Annotated in this window: 21 protein-coding genes and 1 pseudogene; 19 read left to right on the forward strand and 3 right to left on the reverse strand. The window is 58.7% G+C overall.

The genetic code is table 11. From position 1 onward, the window contains the following. The 13 genes and pseudogenes from AAC014_RS10320 (at window position 1) to AAC014_RS10380 (ending at window position 10,812) form a co-directional block, all read left to right on the forward strand. Complete coding sequence (locus AAC014_RS10320; RefSeq protein ID WP_339707971.1) at window positions 1-336, forward strand: non-heme iron oxygenase ferredoxin subunit; 336 nt, start codon at window positions 1-3, stop codon at window positions 334-336. Next, on the forward strand, window positions 333-1,568 hold the full coding sequence (locus tag AAC014_RS10325) for an FAD-dependent oxidoreductase (protein WP_339707974.1): 1,236 nt from the start codon (window positions 333-335) through the stop codon (window positions 1,566-1,568). Before AAC014_RS10320 ends, AAC014_RS10325 begins: the two co-directional genes overlap by 4 nt. Next, window positions 1,565-2,407, forward strand: coding sequence for a 3-(cis-5,6-dihydroxycyclohexa-1,3-dien-1-yl)propanoate dehydrogenase (gene hcaB / locus AAC014_RS10330; protein WP_339707977.1), 843 nt, complete (start codon window positions 1,565-1,567; stop codon window positions 2,405-2,407). Before AAC014_RS10325 ends, hcaB begins: the two co-directional genes overlap by 4 nt. Then, the gene (locus AAC014_RS10335; RefSeq protein WP_339707980.1) at window positions 2,404-3,291 is read left to right on the forward strand and encodes a VOC family protein; all 888 of its coding nucleotides are present in this window, start codon (window positions 2,404-2,406) and stop codon (window positions 3,289-3,291) included. Before hcaB ends, AAC014_RS10335 begins: the two co-directional genes overlap by 4 nt. A gap of 44 nt (window positions 3,292-3,335) precedes the next feature. After that, on the forward strand, window positions 3,336-4,184 hold the full coding sequence (locus AAC014_RS10340; protein ID WP_339707983.1) for an alpha/beta fold hydrolase: 849 nt from the start codon (window positions 3,336-3,338) through the stop codon (window positions 4,182-4,184). Window positions 4,185-4,254: 70 nt separating this feature from the next. Beyond that, window positions 4,255-4,749, forward strand: a complete 495-nt coding sequence (locus AAC014_RS10345; protein WP_339707988.1) for a hydroxyquinol 1,2-dioxygenase — start codon at window positions 4,255-4,257, stop codon at window positions 4,747-4,749. A 48-nt stretch (window positions 4,750-4,797) separates the two neighbouring features. Next, window positions 4,798-5,835 carry a hydroxyquinol 1,2-dioxygenase gene (locus tag AAC014_RS10350; RefSeq protein ID WP_339707991.1) on the forward strand — a complete coding sequence of 346 codons (1,038 nt, stop codon included), beginning with the start codon at window positions 4,798-4,800 and terminating at the stop codon, window positions 5,833-5,835. A 13-nt stretch (window positions 5,836-5,848) separates the two neighbouring features. Next, entirely contained in the window at window positions 5,849-7,315 is a 1,467-nt protein-coding gene (locus AAC014_RS10355; protein WP_339707994.1) for an aldehyde dehydrogenase family protein, read from the forward strand. Between the two features lie 14 nt (window positions 7,316-7,329). Beyond that, the gene (locus AAC014_RS10360) at window positions 7,330-8,205 is read left to right on the forward strand and encodes a CoA-transferase (protein WP_339707997.1); all 876 of its coding nucleotides are present in this window, start codon (window positions 7,330-7,332) and stop codon (window positions 8,203-8,205) included. Next, window positions 8,202-8,972 carry a CoA-transferase subunit beta gene (locus AAC014_RS10365; protein ID WP_339708000.1) on the forward strand — a complete coding sequence of 257 codons (771 nt, stop codon included), beginning with the start codon at window positions 8,202-8,204 and terminating at the stop codon, window positions 8,970-8,972. The genes AAC014_RS10360 and AAC014_RS10365 overlap by 4 nt, the downstream gene beginning before the upstream one ends. Next, complete coding sequence (locus tag AAC014_RS10370) at window positions 8,969-10,051, forward strand: maleylacetate reductase (RefSeq protein ID WP_339708002.1); 1,083 nt, start codon at window positions 8,969-8,971, stop codon at window positions 10,049-10,051. The genes AAC014_RS10365 and AAC014_RS10370 overlap by 4 nt, the downstream gene beginning before the upstream one ends. 62 nt (window positions 10,052-10,113) lie before the next feature. Further along, a pseudogene (locus AAC014_RS10375) lies at window positions 10,114-10,437 on the forward strand (integrase core domain-containing protein); the annotation flags it as partial. 114 nt (window positions 10,438-10,551) lie between these two features. After that, window positions 10,552-10,812 carry a hypothetical protein gene (locus tag AAC014_RS10380; protein WP_339708005.1) on the forward strand — a complete coding sequence of 87 codons (261 nt, stop codon included), beginning with the start codon at window positions 10,552-10,554 and terminating at the stop codon, window positions 10,810-10,812. Window positions 10,813-11,301: 489 nt separating this feature from the next. Here the strand turns inward: AAC014_RS10380 and AAC014_RS10385 are convergent, their stop codons facing one another. Together AAC014_RS10385 and AAC014_RS10390 are read right to left on the reverse strand one after the other, a co-directional pair. Continuing rightward, window positions 11,302-11,910, reverse strand: a complete 609-nt coding sequence (locus AAC014_RS10385) for a cytochrome b/b6 domain-containing protein (RefSeq protein WP_339708008.1) — start codon at window positions 11,908-11,910, stop codon at window positions 11,302-11,304. Next, complete coding sequence (locus tag AAC014_RS10390) at window positions 11,907-12,983, reverse strand: catalase family peroxidase (RefSeq protein WP_339708010.1); 1,077 nt, start codon at window positions 12,981-12,983, stop codon at window positions 11,907-11,909. The genes AAC014_RS10385 and AAC014_RS10390 overlap by 4 nt, the downstream gene beginning before the upstream one ends. A gap of 152 nt (window positions 12,984-13,135) precedes the next feature. Here AAC014_RS10390 and AAC014_RS10395 point away from each other — a divergent pair, with 152 nt between their 5' ends. The 4 genes from AAC014_RS10395 (at window position 13,136) to AAC014_RS10410 (ending at window position 19,083) form a co-directional block, all read left to right on the forward strand. Then, a complete protein-coding gene (locus tag AAC014_RS10395; RefSeq protein WP_339708013.1) occupies window positions 13,136-13,648 on the forward strand; it encodes a sigma-70 family RNA polymerase sigma factor in 513 nt (170 codons plus the stop codon). Then, window positions 13,645-14,412: an anti-sigma factor gene (locus AAC014_RS10400; RefSeq protein ID WP_339708016.1), complete on the forward strand. Its 768-nt coding sequence runs from the start codon at window positions 13,645-13,647 to the stop codon at window positions 14,410-14,412. The genes AAC014_RS10395 and AAC014_RS10400 overlap by 4 nt, the downstream gene beginning before the upstream one ends. A 973-nt stretch (window positions 14,413-15,385) precedes the next feature. Continuing rightward, window positions 15,386-18,145: a TonB-dependent receptor gene (locus AAC014_RS10405; RefSeq protein ID WP_339708019.1), complete on the forward strand. Its 2,760-nt coding sequence runs from the start codon at window positions 15,386-15,388 to the stop codon at window positions 18,143-18,145. A gap of 20 nt (window positions 18,146-18,165) precedes the next feature. After that, the gene (locus AAC014_RS10410; protein WP_339708022.1) at window positions 18,166-19,083 is read left to right on the forward strand and encodes a DJ-1/PfpI family protein; all 918 of its coding nucleotides are present in this window, start codon (window positions 18,166-18,168) and stop codon (window positions 19,081-19,083) included. 4 nt (window positions 19,084-19,087) lie between these two features. On the opposite strand, the gene AAC014_RS10415 is transcribed toward AAC014_RS10410, so the two are convergent. Next, on the reverse strand, window positions 19,088-19,873 hold the full coding sequence (locus tag AAC014_RS10415) for an IclR family transcriptional regulator (RefSeq protein ID WP_339708025.1): 786 nt from the start codon (window positions 19,871-19,873) through the stop codon (window positions 19,088-19,090). A 147-nt stretch (window positions 19,874-20,020) separates the two neighbouring features. Here AAC014_RS10415 and AAC014_RS10420 point away from each other — a divergent pair, with 147 nt between their 5' ends. Together AAC014_RS10420 and AAC014_RS10425 are read left to right on the forward strand one after the other, a co-directional pair. Continuing rightward, the gene (locus AAC014_RS10420; protein ID WP_339708028.1) at window positions 20,021-21,298 is read left to right on the forward strand and encodes an aromatic ring-hydroxylating dioxygenase subunit alpha; all 1,278 of its coding nucleotides are present in this window, start codon (window positions 20,021-20,023) and stop codon (window positions 21,296-21,298) included. A gap of 55 nt (window positions 21,299-21,353) precedes the next feature. Continuing rightward, the gene (locus AAC014_RS10425) at window positions 21,354-22,316 is read left to right on the forward strand and encodes a fumarylacetoacetate hydrolase family protein (protein WP_339708032.1); all 963 of its coding nucleotides are present in this window, start codon (window positions 21,354-21,356) and stop codon (window positions 22,314-22,316) included. The last annotated feature ends 1 nt before the right edge of the window (window position 22,317 follow it).

Below are 22,317 nucleotides of genomic sequence, written 5' to 3' on the forward strand. Positions count from 1 at the left end.
ATGACGTATACTACATTATCTTTGCGAAAAAATATCGAAGATGGAAGTATTGTTCGATTTGATACTCAGGATGGTCCCGTAGCGATCTGTAATGTAGGCGGCAATTTCTACACCATATCAGATACATGCACGCATGGTGAATGGGCTTTGTCGCAAGGCTGGTTGGAAGGACACACCATCGAATGTTCGCTCCATATGGCAAAGTTCGACGTGCGCACGGGGGCAGTCCTTTCTCCACCGGCCACATGTCCAGTGAAAAGCTATGCAACGCGCATTTTGGGTGATGAAGTGCAGGTCGATATTCCTGAATCCGCCCATGCTGCGGGGCGTTCATGACGGCCGGGATTGTCATCATTGGTGGCGGTATCGCCAGTCTGGAATGCGCCCGGCATTTGCGTCGAAACGGATATGCAGGCCGTATCACGATCCTTTCTGCCGAGGCCGTACTTCCATATGAGCGACCGGTCTTGTCGAAGGCCGCTCTCGGCAATGGGAAGACGCAGATTCCGCTTCTCACGTCGGAAGACGAACTTCACGCTGCTGATATCCGCTTCTGCCTTCAGCAGAGGGCGGAACAGATTGTCCGGCCCGAACATTATGTGCTGACCGCAGATGGGCGGCGCCATTATTATAATCAGTTGGTCATTGCCACTGGGGCACAGCCCAAACGGCTTGTGACCGCAGGCAGCGATCTGGCCGGCGTATTTTACCTCAGGGAATGGTCGGATGCTGTCGCCTTGCGTGATGCCCTGATCGAAGCGGCATCTGTCGTCGTTATTGGCGGTGGCCTGATCGGTCTTGAAGTCGCATCGGCAATGCTGGAGCACGGCAAGCAGGTGACGGTCGTCGAAGGCACTGCATTCATCATGTCGCGTTCACTGCCTTCTGCACTGAGTTTGTTTGCCCTCAATCGTCTTTCCACGGATGGTGTCGACTTTGCACTCGGCCGGACAGTATGTGGGATTTCAGGTGAGGGCCGCGTGCGCGGGGTCGTTCTGGATAATGGAACAGAACTGCTCACAGATGCGGTGGTTTGTGGAATTGGCGCGGTTCCGAATGACAGCCTGGCATTTTCCGCAGGCCTAAAGACTTCCGATGGGGTTCATACTGACCGTCATGGTCGGACATCCGACGCGAATATTTTTGCAATCGGAGATGCCGCCCATTGGGGGGCATTGGATTCACCAGCTGGAAAACGGTACGAAACTTACAATGATGCCATTTTTCAGGCGCATGTGGTGGCAGCATCCATTTGCGATCAGGTCAGTGACGGGTCAATGCTGTCGACCTTTTGGTCTGATCAGCATGGGCTTCAGATTCAAGGGGCAGGTGATGCCCAAGGTGACACGACCGTCATCCGTCATGCTGGGAATGCTCAGACAATTTCAGCATTGGTTCTGAAGAGCGGGCAGGCAATCGGTGCGTTTGCTATTAACGCTCCGGCAGATTTCTCCGCCCTGAAGCGGTTCGTCGGTCGGCGGATTCAGCCGGCGACAGCGGCATTGATCGCCGACCCGGGAATACAATTGCGATTGCTGCTGTGTGAATTGGAAAGGGTCGCCGCATGACGTGGCTTACAGGCAATGTAGCGCTGGTGACAGGCGGTGCATCAGGCCTTGGGCGTACAATCGCTGAAAGGTTCGTGGAGGAGGGCGCGGAAGTTGTCGTTCTCGACCGTTCACAGGAAAAACTCAATGAACTGAAAAGCAAGCTGGGTACGCAGGTCGCCATCTGTTGCGGTGATGTGCGCAGCTATGCCGATAATCGAAATGCGGTGGATATTGCCGTCAGGCACTTCGGCCGTCTCGACACCTTTATCGGCAATGCGGGGATATGGGATTATCAAACTGCGCTCGCAGATATCGATCCTGAACGTTTCGATGATGCGTTTTCCGAAGTCATGGGGATTAACGTCGGCGGCTATCTCAAAGGGGCGAGAGCGGCATTGCCTGCTCTTCTTGAAAGCCGTGGAAGCGTTGTCCTGACCCTGTCCAACGCAGGATTTTATTCGAACGGAGGAGGGGTGCTCTATACTGCATCCAAGTTCGCCGGCGTTGGCCTTGTCAAGCAGTTGGCATTTGAACTTGCGCCTCATGTGCGCGTGAATGGAGTCGCTCCTGGTCCGCTAGCTTCCGATTTGCGTGGTCCAGAAAGCCTGGGGCTGCATGATCAGTCTATCGGAAATCTGCCTATGGCAGAGCTGGTAGCTCAGAACTCCCCGTTGCCCGACCTGCCGAGAGCGCAGGATTATGTGGGAGCTTACGTGCTTCTCGCTTCCAGCCGGCATTCCCGCATGACAACTGGTGCCATCCTGAATGTCGATGGGGGAATTGGCATAAAAGGCCTGACGAAACCGTCAGGTGGTGAAGAATTATTCGATCGCTTTTGCAAGGGAGAAGAACCATGAGCCGTATCGACGCGCTCGGGTATCTGGTGTTCGGTGTATCCGATCAGGTGGCCTGGAACCAGTTCCTCACAGACTATCTGGGTACGATGGAAGGGGCGACCGGGGGTATCGGCGATGAACGAGTCTATCGGATCGATGATTATGCGGCGCGCATCATCACCATTCCCGCAGCCGAAGACGATATTGCGGTGCTGGGATTTGAGGTGCGTGATGCAGCGGTGCTTGCTCAGCTTCAGGACAAGGTCACAGCGAGCGGAGTGGAAGTCGTACGAGCGGATCAGGATCATGCCCGTCGCCGCATGGTTGATGAACTGATCAGCATTCGCGACCCGGATGGAAATGAAATAGAGATTTTCCATACGCCGCGTCGTTGTCCCGATCAGCCGTTTTTTTCTGCACGCTTGAGTTCACCATTTGTCACTGGCGCCGAGGGGCTGGGACACGCGGTTCTGGCGACACAGAAAATTTCCGAAATGCGTAGATTCTACTGCGATGTTCTGGGTTTTAATCTCAGTGATTACATTGACATTCAATTGGGTCCAGAATTTATGACAGAAGCGATATTTCTTCATTGCAATTCCAGGCATCACAGCATTGCCCTGCTCGCAGCGCCTTTTCCAAAGCGGCTGGTGCATTTCATGCTTGAAGTAGAAAATATAGATGACGTCGGACGTCTTTATTCTGAAACTGAAAAGCATGGGGTAACAATATCGGGGAGACTTGGTCGTCACACCAATGATCGGATGCTGTCCTTCTACATGGAGACACCATCAGGGTTTGAGCTCGAATTTGGTTGTGATGGCCAGCCTATCGATCCCGAAAACTGGGTGCCTTCACGTTATCGATCAACCTCGATCTGGGGGCATGAACGGGTCAACGATTAAAGGCGCATGCCCGATATTTCCCAAATAATCGATAATAGAGGAGGATGACCAATATGGTTCATACATATGAATCGACAAGCCGTACCGTGGAGTTTGATGGAATTACCATTCATTACAATGATGCAGGCGAGGGGTTTCCCAGTATACTTATCCACGGTGGGGGTCCGGGCGCGACTGGGTGGAGCAATTACCGCCGCAATGTCGATGCTTTATCTGAAACCGGGCGTGTGATTGTTATCGACCTGCCTAACTATGGCCGCTCATCCAAGGTTGGGCCGCAGCAGGGGCTATTCGGCTATTATTCCCGGGTCGTGCGCAGCTTCATGGACACAATCGGCATTGAACGTGCGAATTTCATCGGCAATTCGCTCGGTGGCGGTACGTCGCTTAAATTTGCAATCGATACACCTGAACGTGCTGGCAAAGTCGTTCTGATGGGGGCGGGCGGCGGCCTGCCGATTTTCTCGGCGATGCCTACCGAAGGGCTGCGGCGCATGTTCGGCTATTACACCGACGGTCTACCGACCCGTGAAAAGCTGCGTGCTTTCATTGAAATGATGGTCTTCGATTCGTCGCAGGTGTCGGATGAACTTCTGGAAGAACGCTTCCAGAATTCCATCGACCCCGAAGTGGTGACGGCACCGTCCATCCTGCCGAAGAACGGAAAACCTGCGATTGAGGATCTGTGGCGGGAAGACCTGGGCAGTCTTCAGAATGAATTCCTCATCATCTGGGGGCGTGAGGACCGTGTTCTACCGCTCGATTCCGCGTTTATTCTTATGAACCAGCTTCGTAACGCGCAGTTCCATGTGTTCCCGAATTGCGGCCATTGGGCGCAGTGGGAGCGCGCTGATGATTTCAACCGCATCGTTGGGGATTTCCTCGCGCGCTGATCGGCCCGATTGACGGTAATCCGACACCCAATGCGCAACCGGACATGAATCTCAGGGGAAGGGCGATAGTATGAAGACGGTTTTCGGGTCGCTCGAAGCTTATCAGAAGGGTAATGTCGTCGTTATCGACGATGATCCAAAGAATTACGTGTTCTCAAACATATATGAAACGGCTGCGCGTTCGGCCCCATATGAGCGCGTTTGTTCGGCGAAGAACTTTGAATATGTCATCGAGGTTTCCCGGGCGGAGGGGCAGTCGGGCTGGTATGCCTGTGCCCATGACGAATTCGTCGTGTGCATGGATGGCGAGGTCGAAGTGCATCTGGTGAAGCTGGATGCGCCCCATGCCGCCATCGACATGACGATCGAGGGCGCGCAGTGGCTGGATGACCTGCCCCAAGGGCAGAGGATGATGGGCCGTATCGTGCTTAGGCGGGGGCATATGGCGCTGCTTCCTGCAGGCGCAGCCTATCGATTTGAATCCGCAAAGCCGGGCGTGATCATGTTCCAGACGATCCAGGGCCCTGCAACCGTTGAAAAATGGGCGGACATCTGCCTCGCTTGAGGTTGACCCAGCCGGAACAGGCGAGAATGTCAGCACGGAGAAAACATCATGGCAATGAACGATAACGCAACCGAAGTGCACGAAATCGCGAACCCTCTTGGGCTTCCGGTGATTTCCGACTTGGAAGTCGGGGCAATCAGCAACGAAACCGGATATAAATCCTTCCGCGCGGGCGCCTTCAATTTTCGGCGCGACGAATATTTTGCCCGAATCTCGTGGCCGGGCGGTAATCACCAGATGTCGATCGATATCTTCCTTCGCGCATTGATGCGAGACGTCGCCTGGAATTTCTTTTACGGAACGGTCAATTTCGACGGTGTATTTGGTACGACCAATTATTATGGCGAGGTTGACGTTTTCGCCGGTGCGATGAACGAAGCCTATACGTCGGCCGGGCGTGAGTTCATCCAAAGGTTCAAGTCGGATGAACTGTCGCAGGTTTTCCGGCAGATGCTGGATGACTGGACCATAGAATCCTACGATCCTTTTGCCGCGCCGTTGGAAACCGCGACACCTTGGGGTGAAAAGCGGGGGTATAACAGTGACGCGATCAATCGCCAGCGGGTGACAGCGCGCCGCATGGTGGGTCTGCCCGGTGATATGCCGCTCCGTTCTGATGAAAGCGGCTATCCCGTCAATCGCGCCTTTACAGATGTCGACCAGTCGGAACCCAAGGTATACGCTGAACCTGGCTTCGAAGGCGAAGTCTCCGCGTTCAACCTGTTCGGCTATCTGTCCCGTTCGGATGTGACATGGAATCCTTCGGTCTGTTCAGTCGTGAAGGATAGCCTCTTTTGTCCGACGACCGAGGAGTTTACTCTTCCCGTCGAACATGGCAATGATCGTGTGGAATGGTTCCTCCAGCTTTCCGATGAAATTGTTTGGGAAGTCAAAAGCGCAGAAAAGGGCAGGCCGCGGGCAACAGTAACCATGCGTGCCGGCGATATTGCCTGCATGCCCGCCGATGTTCGTCATCAGGGCTATTCGAACAAGCGGTCGATGCTGCTGGTCTGGGAAAACGGGTCGCCGAAAATTCCCGAGCTTGTACGCTCGGGGACCGCCCCTGTCGTACCCGTAAGCTGGTAATAGGGCCTATTCCGTGCAAACGCGTCTATTCATCAATGGTGAATTTGTGGATGCCCTTTCGGGAGCGTCCATTCCTGTCCGCAACCCTTTCGACAATAGCCTGATCTGCGAGGTTGCGGGGGCAGAGGCCGCCGATGTTGATCGTGCGGTTGCGGCTGCACGGGCGGCGCTGCCCGGCTGGCGGGCGATGGATGCCGCTGATCGTGGCTTGCTGCTGCTGAGACTGGCCGACGCTATTGAAGGCAATGCCGATGAACTGGCTGAGCTGGAGGCGCGCGATACGGGGCATCCGCTGCGCGACACGCGTAATCTGGATGTGCCGCGTACCGTGCGATGCTACCGTTATTTCGGTGGCATGGCCGATAAGTTCGAAGGCTTTGTGCCGCCAGTCTATCCGGGCTTCCTGAACTACGTCGAGCGGGAGCCAGTGGGCATTGTCGGACAGATCGTGCCATGGAATTTCCCGCTGATGTTCACCGCATGGAAGTTGGCGCCCGCACTGGCCGCGGGCAATTGCGTGATCATGAAGCCGGCCGAATTGACCCCATTGAGCAGCCTGCGCATCGCTGAACTGGTCCGCGACGTGGGATTTCCGCCAGGCGTCGTCAACATTCTGCCGGGCTATGGGCATACGGCCGGTGCGCGGCTGGCGGACCATCCCGAAATCGGCAAACTGTCCTTCACCGGATCGACGGAGACAGGGCGGAACATCGTGCGCATGTCGGCTGGTAACCTGAAGAAGCTTCAGCTTGAGCTAGGCGGAAAAGGCGCGAACATTGTGTTCGAGGATGCCAATATAACAGCGGCGGTGAATGGCGCTGCCTGGGCGATCTTCCACAATCAGGGACAGGCCTGCATCGCTGGCTCACGACTAATCCTCCAAGAGGCGATTGCGGATGAATTTCTTGAACGGTTCATCGGCCTGGCGCGGTCCATTCGTTTGGGCGATCCGCTGGATCCGTTGACCGAAATGGGACCGTTGACGTCGAAAGAACATCAGCAGCGCGTGCTAGCCTATTGCAAACTGGCCGTCGAGGAAGGCGGAGAAATTCTGACGGGCGGCAAGGTGCCGTCCGACCCTGCACTGGCTGCCGGCTTTTTCGTTGAACCTACGATCGTCCGCGCGAAACCATCAGATCGTATCTGTCAGGAAGAAGTGTTCGGTCCGTTTGTCAGTGTGACAACCTTCAGCAGTGACCAGGATGCATTGGTCATTGCCAATGACGTGCCATACGGCCTTGGTTCCGGCCTGTGGACGAACAATCTGCAGCGTGCACATCGCATGGCACGGGAAATTCGGGCGGGCATGGTCTGGATCAATTCCTACAAAGTGGTTCATCCGGGGTCGCCTTTCGGGGGCGTCGGAAAGTCCGGCTATGGCCGCGAAATGGGCTTTGAGGTGATGCGCGAATATACCCAGCCGAAATCGGTATGGGTCAATGTCGATGCCCAAATTTCCCCATTTTACAAGCGTCCGTGAAGGTAGCATTTTCTGTGTCGATCAGTTCAAAAATTATACCGCTGGATGAAGCCGTGCGGCATTTTGTTAACAATGGCGATCATGTCGCGCTCGAAGGCTTTACTCACCTTATTCCCTTTGCTGCGGGGCATGAAATCATCCGTCAGGGGAAGGGCGAGCTCACCCTTTATCGGATGACGCCCGATCTCATTTACGATCAGATGATCGGCATGGGATGTGCGAAAAAGCTTGTCTTCTCCTGGGGGGGGAATCCGGGGGTTGGCTCACTTCATCGCTTTCGGGATGCAATCGAACGCGGGTGGCCGCATAAAATTGAGATTGAAGAACGTACGCATGCCGATATGGCCAATGCCTTTGTAGCTGGGGCCAGCAATCTGCCGTTTGCCGTGATGCGCGGTTATATCGCGACTGATCTTGTCGAACAGAGCAGGCGGGTCCGTTTTGTGACCTGCCCCTTTACCGGGGAGAGGCTGGCCGCTGTTCCTGCCGTCCGGCCGGACGTTAGCATCATTCATGCGCAAAAGGCCGACCGGAAAGGAAATGTCCTGATGTGGGGCATTCTAGGCGTCCAGAAGGAGGCCTGCCTCGCCGCAAGGCGGGCAATAGTTACCGTCGAGGAGATTGTCGACGATCTCGCTGCACCACCCAATGCCTGTATCATGCCGCATTGGGTTCTGGATGCGGTATGTGTCGTGCCGCGTGGTGCATGGCCCTCCTATGCGCAGGGATATTATGAACGCGACAACAGCTTCTATCAGGCGTGGGATGGCATATCGAAGGACCGGGAAGGCTTTACGGCGTGGATGAAGCGTCATGTGCTGGAAAGCAGCGATTTCAGTGCATTTCTCGATGCGCTTTCAAATATCCCTGAGGAAGTGTCACCGGCATGACGACTAGCGATTATTCAACGTCCGATATGATGGTGGTCGCTGCGGCGCGCCTGCTTCGCAAGGATGCGGTCTGTTTCGTCGGCATCGGCCTGCCTTCCAAGGCTGCCAATCTGGCTCGCCTAACCCATGCGCCGGATGTAACGCTGATTTATGAATCCGGCCCCATTGGCGCAAAGCCATATGCATTGCCGCTGTCGATTGGTGATGGTGCGCTTTCGACCTCGGCTGATACCGTGGTGTCTACCCATGAGATATTCCGTTACTGGTTACAGGGCGGCAGGATTGGTGTGGGTTTTCTGGGGGCTGCGCAGATAGATCGTTTCGCCAATATCAACACTACGGTGATCGGCGATTACAAGGCGCCACGGGTTAGGCTGCCCGGTGCAGGGGGCGCCCCTGAAATTGCGGCATTGGCAGGCGAGGTGCTGATCGTTCTGAAGCAGACACCCAAGGCATTTGTCAATCAGCTGGATTTCATGACATCCGTCGGTCATCTCGATGGAGGGGATTCCCGTCAGCGGGCGGGACTGCCGGGAAGGGGGCCAACAGTCGTTGTCACGGATATCGGCATTCTCATGCCAGATCCGCTGGACCGCGAACTGACCCTGGTGTCCCTTCATCCGGGACGTAGAGTGGATGAGGCAAAGGCCGCAACCGAATGGGATCTCAAGATTTCCACGTGCATTGACGAAATAAGCCCGCCGACACCGCATGAACTTGCAACGCTGCGGGAACTGGAGCGCCGGACGAAGGAGATGAACGGATGAACGCCGTCAGTCGTCTTGCGACGAGCAGCTTCACGCACGACGTTTCCGCCCAACGCGTCATTTTTGGATTTGGGAAACGAAGCCAGTTGGCAGAGGAGGTGGAGCGCTTGGGTTGTCAGCGCGCGCTTGTCATCTCATCCGCGCCTCAAAAGGATCAGGCGCTGGAAATCGCAGGGCTTATCGGCACTCGCTCGGTAGGTGTGTATCCCTATGCTGAAATGCACACACCGGTCGATGTAACGGAACGGGCCGTGAGTTTCCTTGTCGAAAGCCGGGTTGATTGCCTTGTGGCCTTTGGCGGTGGTTCAGCCATCGGGCTGACCAAGGCCCTGGCGCTTCGTACGCGACTGCCTCAGATTGCATTGCCGACCACTTTTGCGGGATCGGAAATGACTCCTATTTTGGGACAGACGGAACATGGCGTCAAAACGACGCTGAGGGAAAACATCGTCTTGCCGCGTACAGTGATCTACGATCCAAAGTTTGTTGAAACCTTGCCGGTTGCCGTGGCCGGACCCTCGGGCATGAATTCAATCGCACATGCCGTCGAAGCGCTCTACGCCGAGAACCACGATCCGATCGTGGACATGTGGGCAGAGGAATCTATCGGCGCGCTCGGGCGTGCTTTGCCGGTCATTGCCACGGGGTATGCTCCGGCCGATGCCTGGGCCGAGGCGCTTTATGGCGCCTGGCTTGGGGGAGCCTGTTTGGGTATGGCGGGAATGGCGATCCATCACAAGCTGTGTCACATTCTTGGTGGAAGCTATAATTTGCCCCATGCGGATATTCACTGCCTGCTCATTTGCTATGCCGCTGCTTACAATCGCTGCGCCGCACCGGAGGCGATGGGTAGAATTGCACGTGCGCTGAATGCGCAGGATGCGCCACAGGGACTGTACTATCTGATGCTGACGGTGGGTTCAGTCAAAAGTCTGCAGGCTTTCGGTCTGACGCCTGCTGATCTTGATCATGTTGCTGAAATGGCGGTCGCCAACCCTTATTATAATCCGGCGCCGGTCACGAAGGATGGTGTTCGGGCGCTGCTTGAAGCGGCCTATTTCGGTAGTGTTCCCTACTGAATGGAATGACCCCAAAGCATTATGAGGTGACACGGCTAAAGCGGACCCGCCTAATGGGGCAGGCCAAATGGATCGGCGCCAACGGCATGAGCCATGTCCGCGGTGCCCCGATGCATCCTCAGACCCAGGGCAAGATCGAACGCTGGCACCAGACCCTCAAGAACCGCATCCTGTTGGAAAATTACTTCCTGCCCGGCGATCTGGAGGCCCAGATCGAGGCCTTCATCGACCACTATAATCACCGCCGATACCATGAAAGCCTCGGCAACGTGACGCCAGCCGACGCCTACTTCGGCAGGGCACCTGCCATCATCAAACAGCGCGAAAGGATCAAACGACAGACCATCGAACATCGGCGCTTGCTGCACCGCAAGCTCGCCGCCTAATATCAGCCCCCAGACGAGGCCCGCGCTCCGCTAATTTACGCCGCGAGTTGCGCCAAATGTTCTGACGACGGACACATTAATCCCGCGGCGTTCGCGCGCCTCCATGGTGACCTCATGGAAGGGAGTGCGCCAGATCAGGCGCTGATCGAAAAACATGCGCGCGCGCGTGGCTTTAGTGTCGATGTCGTTACCCATGAAATGGAGAGGCCGAGAGTAAAGCGCTATCTGAAAGCGGCCCGCAACATCGCGGAAGAACTGGGCCTGACGGGCGTGCCAGCCTTCCTCAATCCGCGCGGCGAACTCCATCTCGGCGGCATTGACGAGACGCGCGCCGTCGCGATGATTGGCCCCGCGAGTGATGCTGCGTCGGAATGACCCGGGATATGGCAATGTGCCCACTTGAATTGCGTCCGAACCATGACATTCGCCAGAGTCGAGGGCCGGACCAGGCATCTTCCCGTTGCGATCATGATGCGAGGGCGGGAGATCCGGAGAGGCCGCACTGACCACGCTGTTTTTGCTGCTTTCCCGAACGCGGCTCGCGGCTTGGTCGAAGCCTGATATTAAACGGCTCGCTCCGGAGTATGCGCCTGACTCAGCCAGAACGGAACACTCATCGGCAGCGCCTCCTCGACGCCGCCGTTGGATGAACCGATCAACCCCCACCGTAAGCGAATGAATAGTCCTGAGCCTCGCCGCAGAAGTGGTTGAAGTCCGGCTTGGCATCTGACGCGATACATCCTTCATTGGGGGGGAGCATGTACGGATGCTCCCACGCCTAAGATTCGGACAGCCGGCTCTCTAAGGTTCAACGCACCGCCGTTGATAACGCTTGGATGATAGTAAAGGTGGCAACAAACCACGCTATCCACGAGATTCATCGATCGTCCCCGCAACGTCCCGCATCTTATTTTGCGAGTCTCCGCCGGCAACATGACGATGGCCGACCGTCATGCTCCGCAGCACGCCATCGCGGCGAATCAACCCATGCATAAGGGCGGCCGCCAGATGCGCCAAAATCAACGCGAAGAGCAGCATCGCCACCGCAGTATGCGCAGTCCGCAACACTGCATAGGTTTCGAGATCGTGCGGCAAGATTCGCGGCAGAGCGAGGCTTTCTAACACCTGCACTGAATAGCCGCCGGCCGAAAGCATGGCCCAGCCGATCAGCGGCATGGCAATCATACTGAGATAGAGCAGCACGTGCGACACGGTGGCAATCCGCTTCTGCAACGGCGGCAGGTCGCCGGGCAGAGCCGGGGCGCCGGTCGCCAGCCGCAGCGGTACGCGGATCAAGACCAGCAGCAGGACGACGACACCGACCGGCCGGTGAAGCGCAAGCAGCGCCGTATATTGCGGGCCGGTCGTCGACACCATGCCCACCCCAAGGAACAGCATGATCAGGACCATCGCTGCCATCAACCAGTGAAGTACGCGCATAGCGAGATGGAAATCAAGCGCATTGCGGTTCATCGTGCATTCTCCCCAGTCGGTTGCGGGCCGATGGCGCTCGGCCCCGGCCCCTCCTCGGCGCGACGCGTGAAAGAGGATGAATAGACTTTCGACCGCGCGGAGAGCAGCGGATCTTCGGATAGGCTAATTCCCGGCGGCAGAATGGTTGGATCGAAGTTGAGATCGCGGCATCGCCCGGTTTCTTCCGGCTGGACCGCCGACAGAGTCAGTGTGCCCGCCTCGATCGTCCGGTGCGGCCCGGACCAGGCAACGGTCGCCTTGTCGGTCACGTCGCCGGGATTGGCGACGACCAGTTGAAGGCGCCAGCGCGACGGCCCTTCTGCCGTGCGCGCGATCATCTCTTCGAACAGATAGTCGCGCGGCAATTCGTCTATCCGCTTTTTGTCCAGGCCACCGGAGGCTGCCATTGGCACGAACTGCCACCGAACCAGCCGAGTCACGGCTTTGGGATCCGTGAAGCGGAACGCGTTGATGCTGTAATAGGTCGCGTTGGCAAAGCTGTTCGGTAGAACCGCTTGCGCGAGATAATCCTGGAAGGCCTTCACCTCCGGATGCTGTGCAAGAAATGTCTTCATGACCGCAGGATCGGGTTTGCCGGTCCGGCGCTCGGGCCGACTCGCGCGCTGGAGAGCGACAAACGATGCGACATCGGCCACGGGGAAGATCGGAGTGTGGTCCAGCGCCATCCGCCATTCGTGCCCATCCGGTGTCATCAGCAGGAGCGCCATCGAATGGAACACGTTGCGGCCGTCGGGAGCGAATGGATTGCCGCCGGCCACCGAAAAGCGCCCGATCACTGGATAGCGTCCCGGCCGAAACGCGCTCGCGGAGGAAAGCGCGGCGCCAGCGCCGTCAGTTTCGAACGTACCGGTGAAACACAAGCCCTTCGCGTGTCCGCGGCGGTATCCCGGATATTTGCCGCCATTGCTCTCGATTTCGGCGATGACATCCGCACCGTCTATGCGGCTGCCGCCGATCCAGCCGCCCGCCCAAGCGAATCCACCCGCGAGCAACAACACGACGGCGCCGATCAGCGCCACCGGTCCGGCAGGAGGGCGATTTCTGAAAAGCATGAAAAAATCCCAATCGTCATCGAAGTTGCTAATGGGACGATGACGATGGCAGTCTTATTCCATGAAGCCCGAAATATAATTGGTCACGGGAATAAAGCGCGCCGCGTGGCGTCTCATTCGCTATGAGTCCGTCCATGCAACCGAGCGCAGAGATGATCGCACTTGTCGAGCCGTTGATTCCGGCCCTGCGCCGCTATGCCCGCTCGCTGCTGCGCGACCGGGAAGATGCGGACGATCTGGTGCAGGACGTGATCGAGCGGGCGCTGGTTCGCTGGCACCAGCGCCGCCGCTCGGCCAGCGTGCGTGCGTGGCTGTTCACAATTCTGCATAACCTCGCGATGGACCACCTGCGTCAGCGCACGCGGCGTGGCATGATCGAACCGATCGACGCAGTGCCCGAAGCGCAGCTCGCCCATCCTGCGCGTCAGGAAGCCGCGGTTGCGCGGGCCGATATCTTGGCGCTGGTGGCGGCCTTGCCAGAGGAGCAACGTAGCGTTCTCCTCCTCATCGCGGTCGAGGATCTGAGCTATGCCGAGGCGGCGACCGTGCTCGACGTGCCGCAAGGGACGATCATGTCCCGCCTGGCCAGGGCGCGCGAGCGACTACGGCGGATGATGGAAGGAGAGAGCGCTATGTCGCAGCCGATAATGAAAATCGTATCATGAGCCAGGGGCCAATCACCGAGGCCGAGCTTCAGGCCTATGTCGATGGCCGCTTGCCGCACGAGCGCGCGGTGATTGTAGCGGCCTGGCTCGCCGAGCTGCCCGAACAGAGGACACGGATCGAAGCCTATCGCGAGCAGCGCGATGCGCTGCGTGCGGCGTTCATCCCGATGATGCAGGAACCGCTGCCGCCGGCGCTGGACCTGCGGCTTCGTTCGCGGACGCAGCGGGGCTGGGGCACCGCCATCAAGGCCGTGAGTATGGCGGGCCTGCTATTTGTCGGCGGTGCGGGTGGATGGGCGCTGCGCGGATGGGATGCTCCGCCATCCACCGGAACCGCAGTGCTTGCCCGCGAAGCAGCGGCCAGCTACGCTGTCTATGCCAGAGACAATGCGCGGCCGGTAGAGGTTGCGGTGAGCGAGCGTCAGGCACTGGACGGATGGCTCTCCGAACGACTGGCGCGGTCGGTCACCGCGCCCGATCTGGACGCAGTGGGGCTGTATCTGATCGGCGGCCGCCTCGTCGCGACCGAACACGGCCCGGCGGGTCTCTATATCTATCGTGACGCTACCGGCGAGCGGGTCGCGCTCTATTTTCGCCCCATGAAGGCGGATGGAACCGACCGTATGCGCCAGCGTGAGGCCGCTGGCGTTCGCGGATGGACCTGGGCTCACGACGGACTAGGCTTCGGTGTGTTTGGCGCTGCGCCGCAGGAATTCCTGCATCGCGCGGCCGACCTCGTGCGGGCGCAAAATGGGCGGACATGACAATCCGCCCGCTCGAATACTCGATTGGGAAAGGATGGTGCTTTGGGCGCCTGCAAACATCATTTGATATCTCCCGAAAGAGATTGCGCAGGATCACCGAATATCTCGCATAAACTGATCAGCATCCCGTGATGGTTTTTCAAAGCTTGCTATATCGATATGTTGAGTTAGTGCAGCTTGATTGAACGAGAGCCGGGCCTCCTGCTCGCCCCTCAGCGAACCGAATGGCGTTCTTGCCGACGGAACCCCATCAAATCGAAATACGCCAGACTTCGCCGTGGTGGTGGACTGCCCGTAACATTATCTATGTTGGAAAAGCGTTCGCTCCTCAAAAGGCGAATGAACTGGTCGCACTCCACGCGGCGCTCTTCTTACCGGGTTTTCAAATGCTTGTCGCGAGCAATGCGGTGGCGCAACAATTCGCTATCCTCCCCGAGGTAGCGATCTCCCGTCTCTCTGCCGATGTGGTAACGAGCATACCAATATCACTGTGTTCCCCGCTCGCGCACATTTGATGAACTGCGGATATCAAAGGCTGTATCATCCAAGAGCAGTGCCATAAGCTCATAGCAGGCGGTCTGTGCGCAGTTCAGGAATGGCCACGATACGTGATCATTTCCTTCAGAAAATAGAGCGAGACACGCCGCTCCAGCTGGCGCCGACGCCAGCGACGACCGGTTCGATAACCCATCGGACTGTGAGTGCCGTCCACTGCAATACACGGCGCCGAAGTTGCTGCGTGGGGGGCGGCGGATCGCCATCTCTAACAAAATTGTTGCGACATACGAGACATTGTCATGCAAAACGTTGTTTCTCGATTTTTCGGATGTTAGCCTTGCAACAAGGTGCGAGGAACAAGCCTTATAGAGGAAAAAAGTCCGTCAGGACGGGAACGTTTGTGGAGGGGGTTATGAAGAACAGGAATCGTGTACTTTTCGGCGGTTGCGCATTCGCCGTGCTTGCTCAAGCGTCAATGGCTGCGGCAGATCAGGGCGTCGTGGCTGCTGCCGTTGCCCCGGCGTCGCCCGCCGAAGTGTCCGACGCGGAAATCATCGTAACCGGTTCCCGTATCGCATCCACGGGATTTACCGCACCTACGCCGACGACCGTTATCGGTGAAGAATTGATCGAAGCGCGCGGCATTACCAATGTCATCGATGCCATCAACGAGGTTCCGGCATTCCGGCCGAGCCAGACTCCGGCCGCTGCGGCGCGGGGCGGCACATCGAGCGGTGGCAGCTTCGTCGATCTTCGCGGCCTCAGCGCGGTTGGCGGCGCGCCGACAGCGCGCACGCTCGTGCTTGTCGATGGCCGGCGGTTCGTTCCGTCGAACCAGATCGGTCAGGTCGACCTCAACCTCATTCCCACGAGTCTCATCCGGCGCACGGAGGTGGTGACGGGCGGTGCGTCGGCGGCGTGGGGTTCGGATGCGGTCGCGGGCGTCGTCAACCTGCTGCTGAAAGACAAGCTGGAGGGTTTTGAAGGATCGATCGCCTACGGCCAGTCCGACGAAAGCGATTACAAGGAATATTCGCTGAGCCTGGCAGCGGGCACCGGCTTCGCCGGCGAGCGTGGCCATATCATCGCGGGCATCGATTACGTGAACAACAAGGGTGTCCCGGACGCCTTCACTTCGCGTGACTGGGGCAGGGAGGCTTACGGCAATCTTGCGCTCTCCGCGCGTCCTGCGGGGACGCCGTCGCGCAACATCCTGCCGGACGTTCGCATATCGGATCGCATGGCGCCGGGCGGCGTCATCGTCGGCGGCCCTCTCGACAATATCGAGTTCTTGCCCGGCGGAATCACGCGTACTTTCACGCCAGGAACACTCGTGGGCGGCAACCAGATGCTGGGCGGCGGGGCAAACAACAGCAACGACGGCATCTATTTTGCTGCCGGTTCCAATCTCGTGAACCCGATTGAGCGCTACGCGGCGTTCGCGCGCCTCACCTACGAAGCGTTCGACGGCGTCGAGTTCTTCGTCGAGGGATCGCGCGCCGAATCGAAATTCTCAGGGTATTCGGCGAGCCACCGCGACGATGCCAATCTCACCATTCGGGTCGATAATGCCTTCTTGCCCGAAAGCGTTCGTACGCAGATGCAGACGCTCGGTCTGCAGTCGATCACGGTCGGGCGCATCGCCTACGACGATAATTTCGGCTTCTACAAGCTACGCACCGATCAGGAGGTTGATCGCATTGCGTTCGGCGCCAAGGGTGAGCTGTCTGAACGCTGGTCGTGGGATGCCTATTATCAGTGGGGGCGTAGCAACTACGTCCAGAAGAATGAAGGCACGGAGATGGCGAACTATCGTGCTGCCATCGACGCCGTGTTCGATGGCAGCGGCAATATCGTTTGCCGTCCCGGGGCGGCCGGCAGTCCCGATGCGGGCTGTGTACCCTTTAACATTTTCGGTCAGAACTCGCCTTCGGATCAGGCCGTTGATTATGTTCGCAAGATCATGACGAACGACGTGACGACGAAGCAGCAGGTGGCTGCGATCAACGTTGCGGGCGATGCTTTCGATCTCTGGGCCGGTCCGGTCTCCGTGGCGTTCGGCGCCGAGTACCGCAAAGAAAAGGTGCACAGCACTGTCAATGCGGACTCGCAGGCGCGCCGCTTCGATTACGGAAACTATCAGGCGATCAGCGGCAACTACGATACGAAGGAACTGTATTTCGAAACGGTCGTGCCGCTGGCGCGTGAGACGGCGTTCGCGAAATCGCTCGAACTGAACGGCGCGATCCGGCTCACCGATTATTCCACCAGCGGTACGGTCACGACATGGAAGATCGGCGGCAGCTACGAGCCGTTCGCAGACCTTCGGTTTCGCGTCACGCAATCCCGCGACATTCGCGCGCCGAACCTCAACGAGCTGTTCGCCGGGGCGGTTGTCGGGCGCGGGCTTGTCGTCGACCCCGTCCTGGGCACGAGCTATCAGGTCAATTCGATCGTCAGCGGCAACCTCGATCTCGATCCCGAGAGAGCGGACACGTTTACCGGCGGTATGGTTTACCAGCCGGAATGGTTGCCCGGGTTCCGCGCGTCGGTAGATTACTACAACATCAAGATCAAGGACGTGATCACCCAGCTCACCGCACAGAATATCGTTGATCAATGCGAGGACGGCGACCTTGACCTGTGCGCTCTGATCATCCGGAATGCCGGCGGAACGATCACCGAGGTGCGCGGCCAGTCGCTCAACTTCAATTCGCTGAAGACGGAAGGTGTCGATGTCGAGCTGTCCTACGCGCTGCCGCAGGATACGCTGATCCCCGGCAGCGTCACGCTGCGGGCGCTCGGTACCTATGTCGACAAGCTGGTGCTCACCGGCGTCACCGGTCCGATCGATCGTGTGCGCCAGCTCGTCCCGAAATGGACGTGGAATGCTTCTGTCCACTATTCGTACGGCCGTTTTGGTGCGATGGCGCAGCTTCGTTATCTCGGATCGACGTTGTTCGACTCGACCCTGGTCGGCCCGGACGATCCCGACTACGATCCTGCGAATTCGGACAGCCTAAACCTCAATCGCCGGTCGCCCGTCGCCTACGTCAATCTTTCGGCACAGTACGACATCGTGCAGGATGGCGACCGATCATTGCAGTTGTTCGGCGTCGTCAACAATGTATTCGACAAGGATCCGCCGCCAATGGGTGGTTACAATCCGGTCGGCGGGGTGCTCTACGATCTCATCGGGCGGGCCTATCGCGTTGGTCTGCGGTTCAAGTTCTAGTGTCGCGAAGGAGACTGTTGATGATGGGCGATGATACAAATGAGGGTGCCGTCGGCAGGCGCCGTTTCCTCCGGAGTGCGGCGTTGACGGCCGCGGGTCTGGCGTCGGCGCCCGCGTTCGCGCAGCATGCCGGGGATCATTCGGCGCATAACCCCGCGCATGGCGCGCCTGCCCATGATCATGCGAAGATGATGGCCGAAGGCGGACGCCGGCCGATGATGGGGGTGTTCGGCACAGAAGGGCGTGGACCGGGCCGCCCGGTTATCGCGATGCTTGTTCATCCAGCCATGGTGATGCAGGATTTCATTGGCCCGCTCACCGTGTTCAACCTCATGCATTCCGAAATCCACCTCGTATGGAAAGACCTGAACCCGGTCTCAACCGAGGTCGGCATTCCGGTGACACCGAGCACGCTGTTCGCCGATTGCCCGGATAATCTCGACGTCCTGTTCGTGCCGGGCGGCCTCAATGGGTCGATGATGGTGATGCAGGATACCGAGGTGCTCGCATTCCTCGCCGATCGCGGCAAGACGGCGCGCTATGTTACCAGCGATTGCACGGGCGCGCTCGTGCTGGGCGCGGCCGGACTTTTGCAAGGATACAAGGCTACCGGCTACTGGCAGATTCGGGATCAGCTGGCGCTTATGGGCGCGACCCCGGTTCACGAGCGCGTCGTCGTCGATCGCAACCGTGTGACAGGCGGCGGCGTGACGGCGGGGATTGATTTCGGGTTGACGCTTGCGGCGATTCTGAAAGGCGAGGACGAAGCAAAGCGCATCCAGCTCACGATCGAATATGCACCCCAGCCGCCGTTCAATGCCGGAACGCCGGAAACCGCGCCCAAGGCGATCTACGACCGGATCATGACCTCGCGCGGCCCAGCAATTCAAAAGGCCGCTGATCTCGCCGCCGCGGCAGGAAAACGGCTCAAGATTTGACTATTTAACGAGCCGCCGGAAAGCGGATCGTGGAGCCGAGCTGGCGTGAGCAGTTTTCCGCACACGCCAGCAGCGCCGTGACAAGGTCGGCTGGCGGGGTTGCGTCAGTGATTTCGTGGCTCGGTAGCATGACGGTCACACTTGCGATGAGCGCCATGTCCCGATCGAAAACGGGCGCGGCGATCGCCGCGTAGCCGTGGCTGAACTTGTTCGCGTCCCATGAATGATAGCGCCGCTGGATCGCCGCGACCTCGACTTCGAACGCGGCCTCGTTTTCCAGGCGGAAGCCGGGTTCGCGCCGGCGCAGATGATCGATGAGCGCCATGCGCGTTTCACGGGGCTGGAACGCGTAGCACACGCGGGCCGTGGGCGAATGCGGCAGGGCGAGCAGCAAACCGGTCTGAACATCGATGCGAAAGGCGCGGGGCGCCGGGAGACATTGAATGACGATCGCATCGCCGCCCGCGGCGGCACACAACAGAACGGTACGTCCGCTGCGTTCGTTGAACGCACGAAGCGGCTCCGCCAGAATCTGCGCGAGCGCCATGCGGCTGGAAGCGATCTGCCCCCAACGGATCGTACGCCAGCCGAGCCGGAAGCCGCGGCCCGAACTGCCCCGCGCGACCAGCCCGAGCGATTCGAGATTGGTCATGTGCCGCGAAATCCGCGATTTCGTCATGCCCAGCAGATCGGCAATCATCTGCACGCCGAGCGGCTCCTCGCGCTCGGCGAGCAGGTCGACGATCGCGGCGGCGGTTGCGACGGTTTCGATGCTGGCCGGTGCCGACAATGGCGCACGACGACGAGGATCACGTTCTGACATGCAGGCACATTATGATGGAGTTTCGTATAACGCAACTTGTCATTCATTTTGTTGCGATAAACATGGAAGTTCGCCCATGTCAGCGGTCATGAAACAGATGAGGGGCATGATTTCGTGAGAGCCGGTCAGAACGAGCGCCTGACGCGCGTTGGGGCGGGTACGCCGATGGGCGAGTTGCTGCGCCGCTACTGGCATCCGATAGCGGCGACGGCCGAACTCGATGATCGGCCGGTCAAGCGGGTGCGCCTGCTTTGCGAGGATCTCGTGCTGTTTAAGGCAGGGAACGGGACCTACGGCCTTGTCGCCCGCAACTGCCCGCACCGCGGCGCCGATATGGCGCATGGCATCATCGAACAGGATGGCATCAGGTGCAGTTATCACGGCTGGTGTTTCGCGGAGTCCGGCCAATGTCTTGAGCAGCCTTTCGAGGATATCGCGAATCCGCGCGCCCGCTTCCGTGACAAGATTCGCATTACCGCCTATCCGGTGGAGGAAAAGGCCGGGATGCTTTGGGCCTATCTCGGACCGCAGCCTGCCCCGCTGGTGCCGAACTGGGAGCCCTTCACATGGGAGAACGGCTTTCGGCAGGTCGTATTCGCCGACGTTCCGTGCAACTGGCTCCAGTGTCAGGAAAACAGTCTCGATCCCGTGCATTTCGAATGGATGCACCGAAACTGGTCGTCGCGCCTTTTTGGAAGCGGCGCTTATGGTCCGACGCATCTTGAGCTGAAGTTCGACGAGTTCGAATTCGGGCACATCTACCGACGCGTACGTGAGGATACGGACAAGGACAACCAGCACTGGACGGTCGGTGCGACCGCGCTGTGGCCCAATGCCTTCTTCCTCGGGGATCACATCGAATGGCGCGTGCCGGTGGACGACGAGAACACGCTCAGCATTACGTGGATGTTCCACCGCGTACCGAAGGATCGCGAGCCGTATGTCCAGAAGCGTGTGCCGTACTGGACCGGTCCGGTGAAGGACGAGAACGGCGAATGGATCACCAGTCACGTGCTCAATCAGGATATTGTGGCGTGGGTCGGCCAGGGGGCGATCGCCGACCGCACGAAGGAACATCTTGGGCAGAGCGATCGCGGCATCGCGATGATGCGGCGCGCGTATGAGGACAGCATCAGGGCGGTAGAGGAAGGACGCGATCCCAAGGGGGTCATCCGCGATCCCGAGTTCAACCGCTGTGTGGAGCTCCCGATCAAGCACAGGGAGTTGTTCACGACATCGATGTCGCTTGAGGAAAGCCGGACACTCGGCGACTCGCTCGCCTATCGCCTCAACCGGCCGGATTACCAACACCAGATCGGCCAGCCTGATGGCGTGAAGCGTGAATACCAGGAGGCGATGGGGATGATCGCGAAAGGCGCGCACCTGATCTGAATCGAAAGCAGAATAAAAGCAGGACTGCCGCGCTGCGGCGAGGAGAGGAGCGACCATGAAACTCGGGACGATCAGGTATCAGGGCAGGCCCACGGTCATTGCGCGCGTAGCGGACGACAAGGCCGTTGCGCTTGAATACCGCTGGATGGAAGACCTTATCGAGGCCGAGAACGCCGGGCTCGATGCCGCCGCCGCTGCGATCGAGGCGGCGATCGCAGGAAAGCTGCCTGTGATTGACCTTGCAGGCGCGGACTGGATGGCGCCAAACCCACGCCCTTCCAAGATTCTCGGCTGCGCGGTCAACAACAACAATCTCAACCAGTATGCCGTGCGCCCGATGACGGCGCCGATGTTCTTCACCAAGGGCCGCTCGGCACTCACCGGACACAACAAGACCATCGATATCCTGAAGGATCACGGCCAGTCGATTCCCGAGCCGGAGCCCGTGGTGGTGTTCGGAAAAACGGCAAAGAACGTGCCGCCCGAAAAGGCGCTGGATTATGTCTTCGGCTACACGCTCACCAACGACGTGACGGCGAGCGGAGTCAAGTTCTCGCAGGATTCAATTGCGCTCAAGCAGCGGCCCGAGGTTGTAAAGCCGCACCATCTGGCGTGGCGCCCCAAGTTCGAGGGTGAGGATACCTATCTCCTGTTCATCTATCACAGCAAGTCGAAGGGCGCGGACACGTTCGCCGCGATGGGTCCGTGGCTGACGACGAAGGATGAGATTCCCGATCCGAACGCCCTGCGTGTGCGGGGCTACATCGGCGATGAATGTTACGCGGATGACAGCACGGCGAATTATTTCTTCCCCGTAGAGCGGGTCATCTCCGAGGCGACCAAGTGGTTCACGATGGAATCAGGCGACTGCATCCACACCGGAACAGCGTCGAAAGGCACGCAGAAACATCCGCGCGGCAATATCGGCACCTACCTCAATCTCTACGACGGCATGCTGACCGACGTTGAGGTCGAAGGTCTCGGTCGTCTCTCTAACCGTATCAATCTGGAGAAGTAGT

It is taken from the genome of uncultured Sphingosinicella sp., from assembly GCF_963974575.1.
In the GTDB taxonomy this organism is placed as follows: Bacteria; Pseudomonadota; Alphaproteobacteria; order Sphingomonadales; family Sphingomonadaceae; genus Sphingosinicella.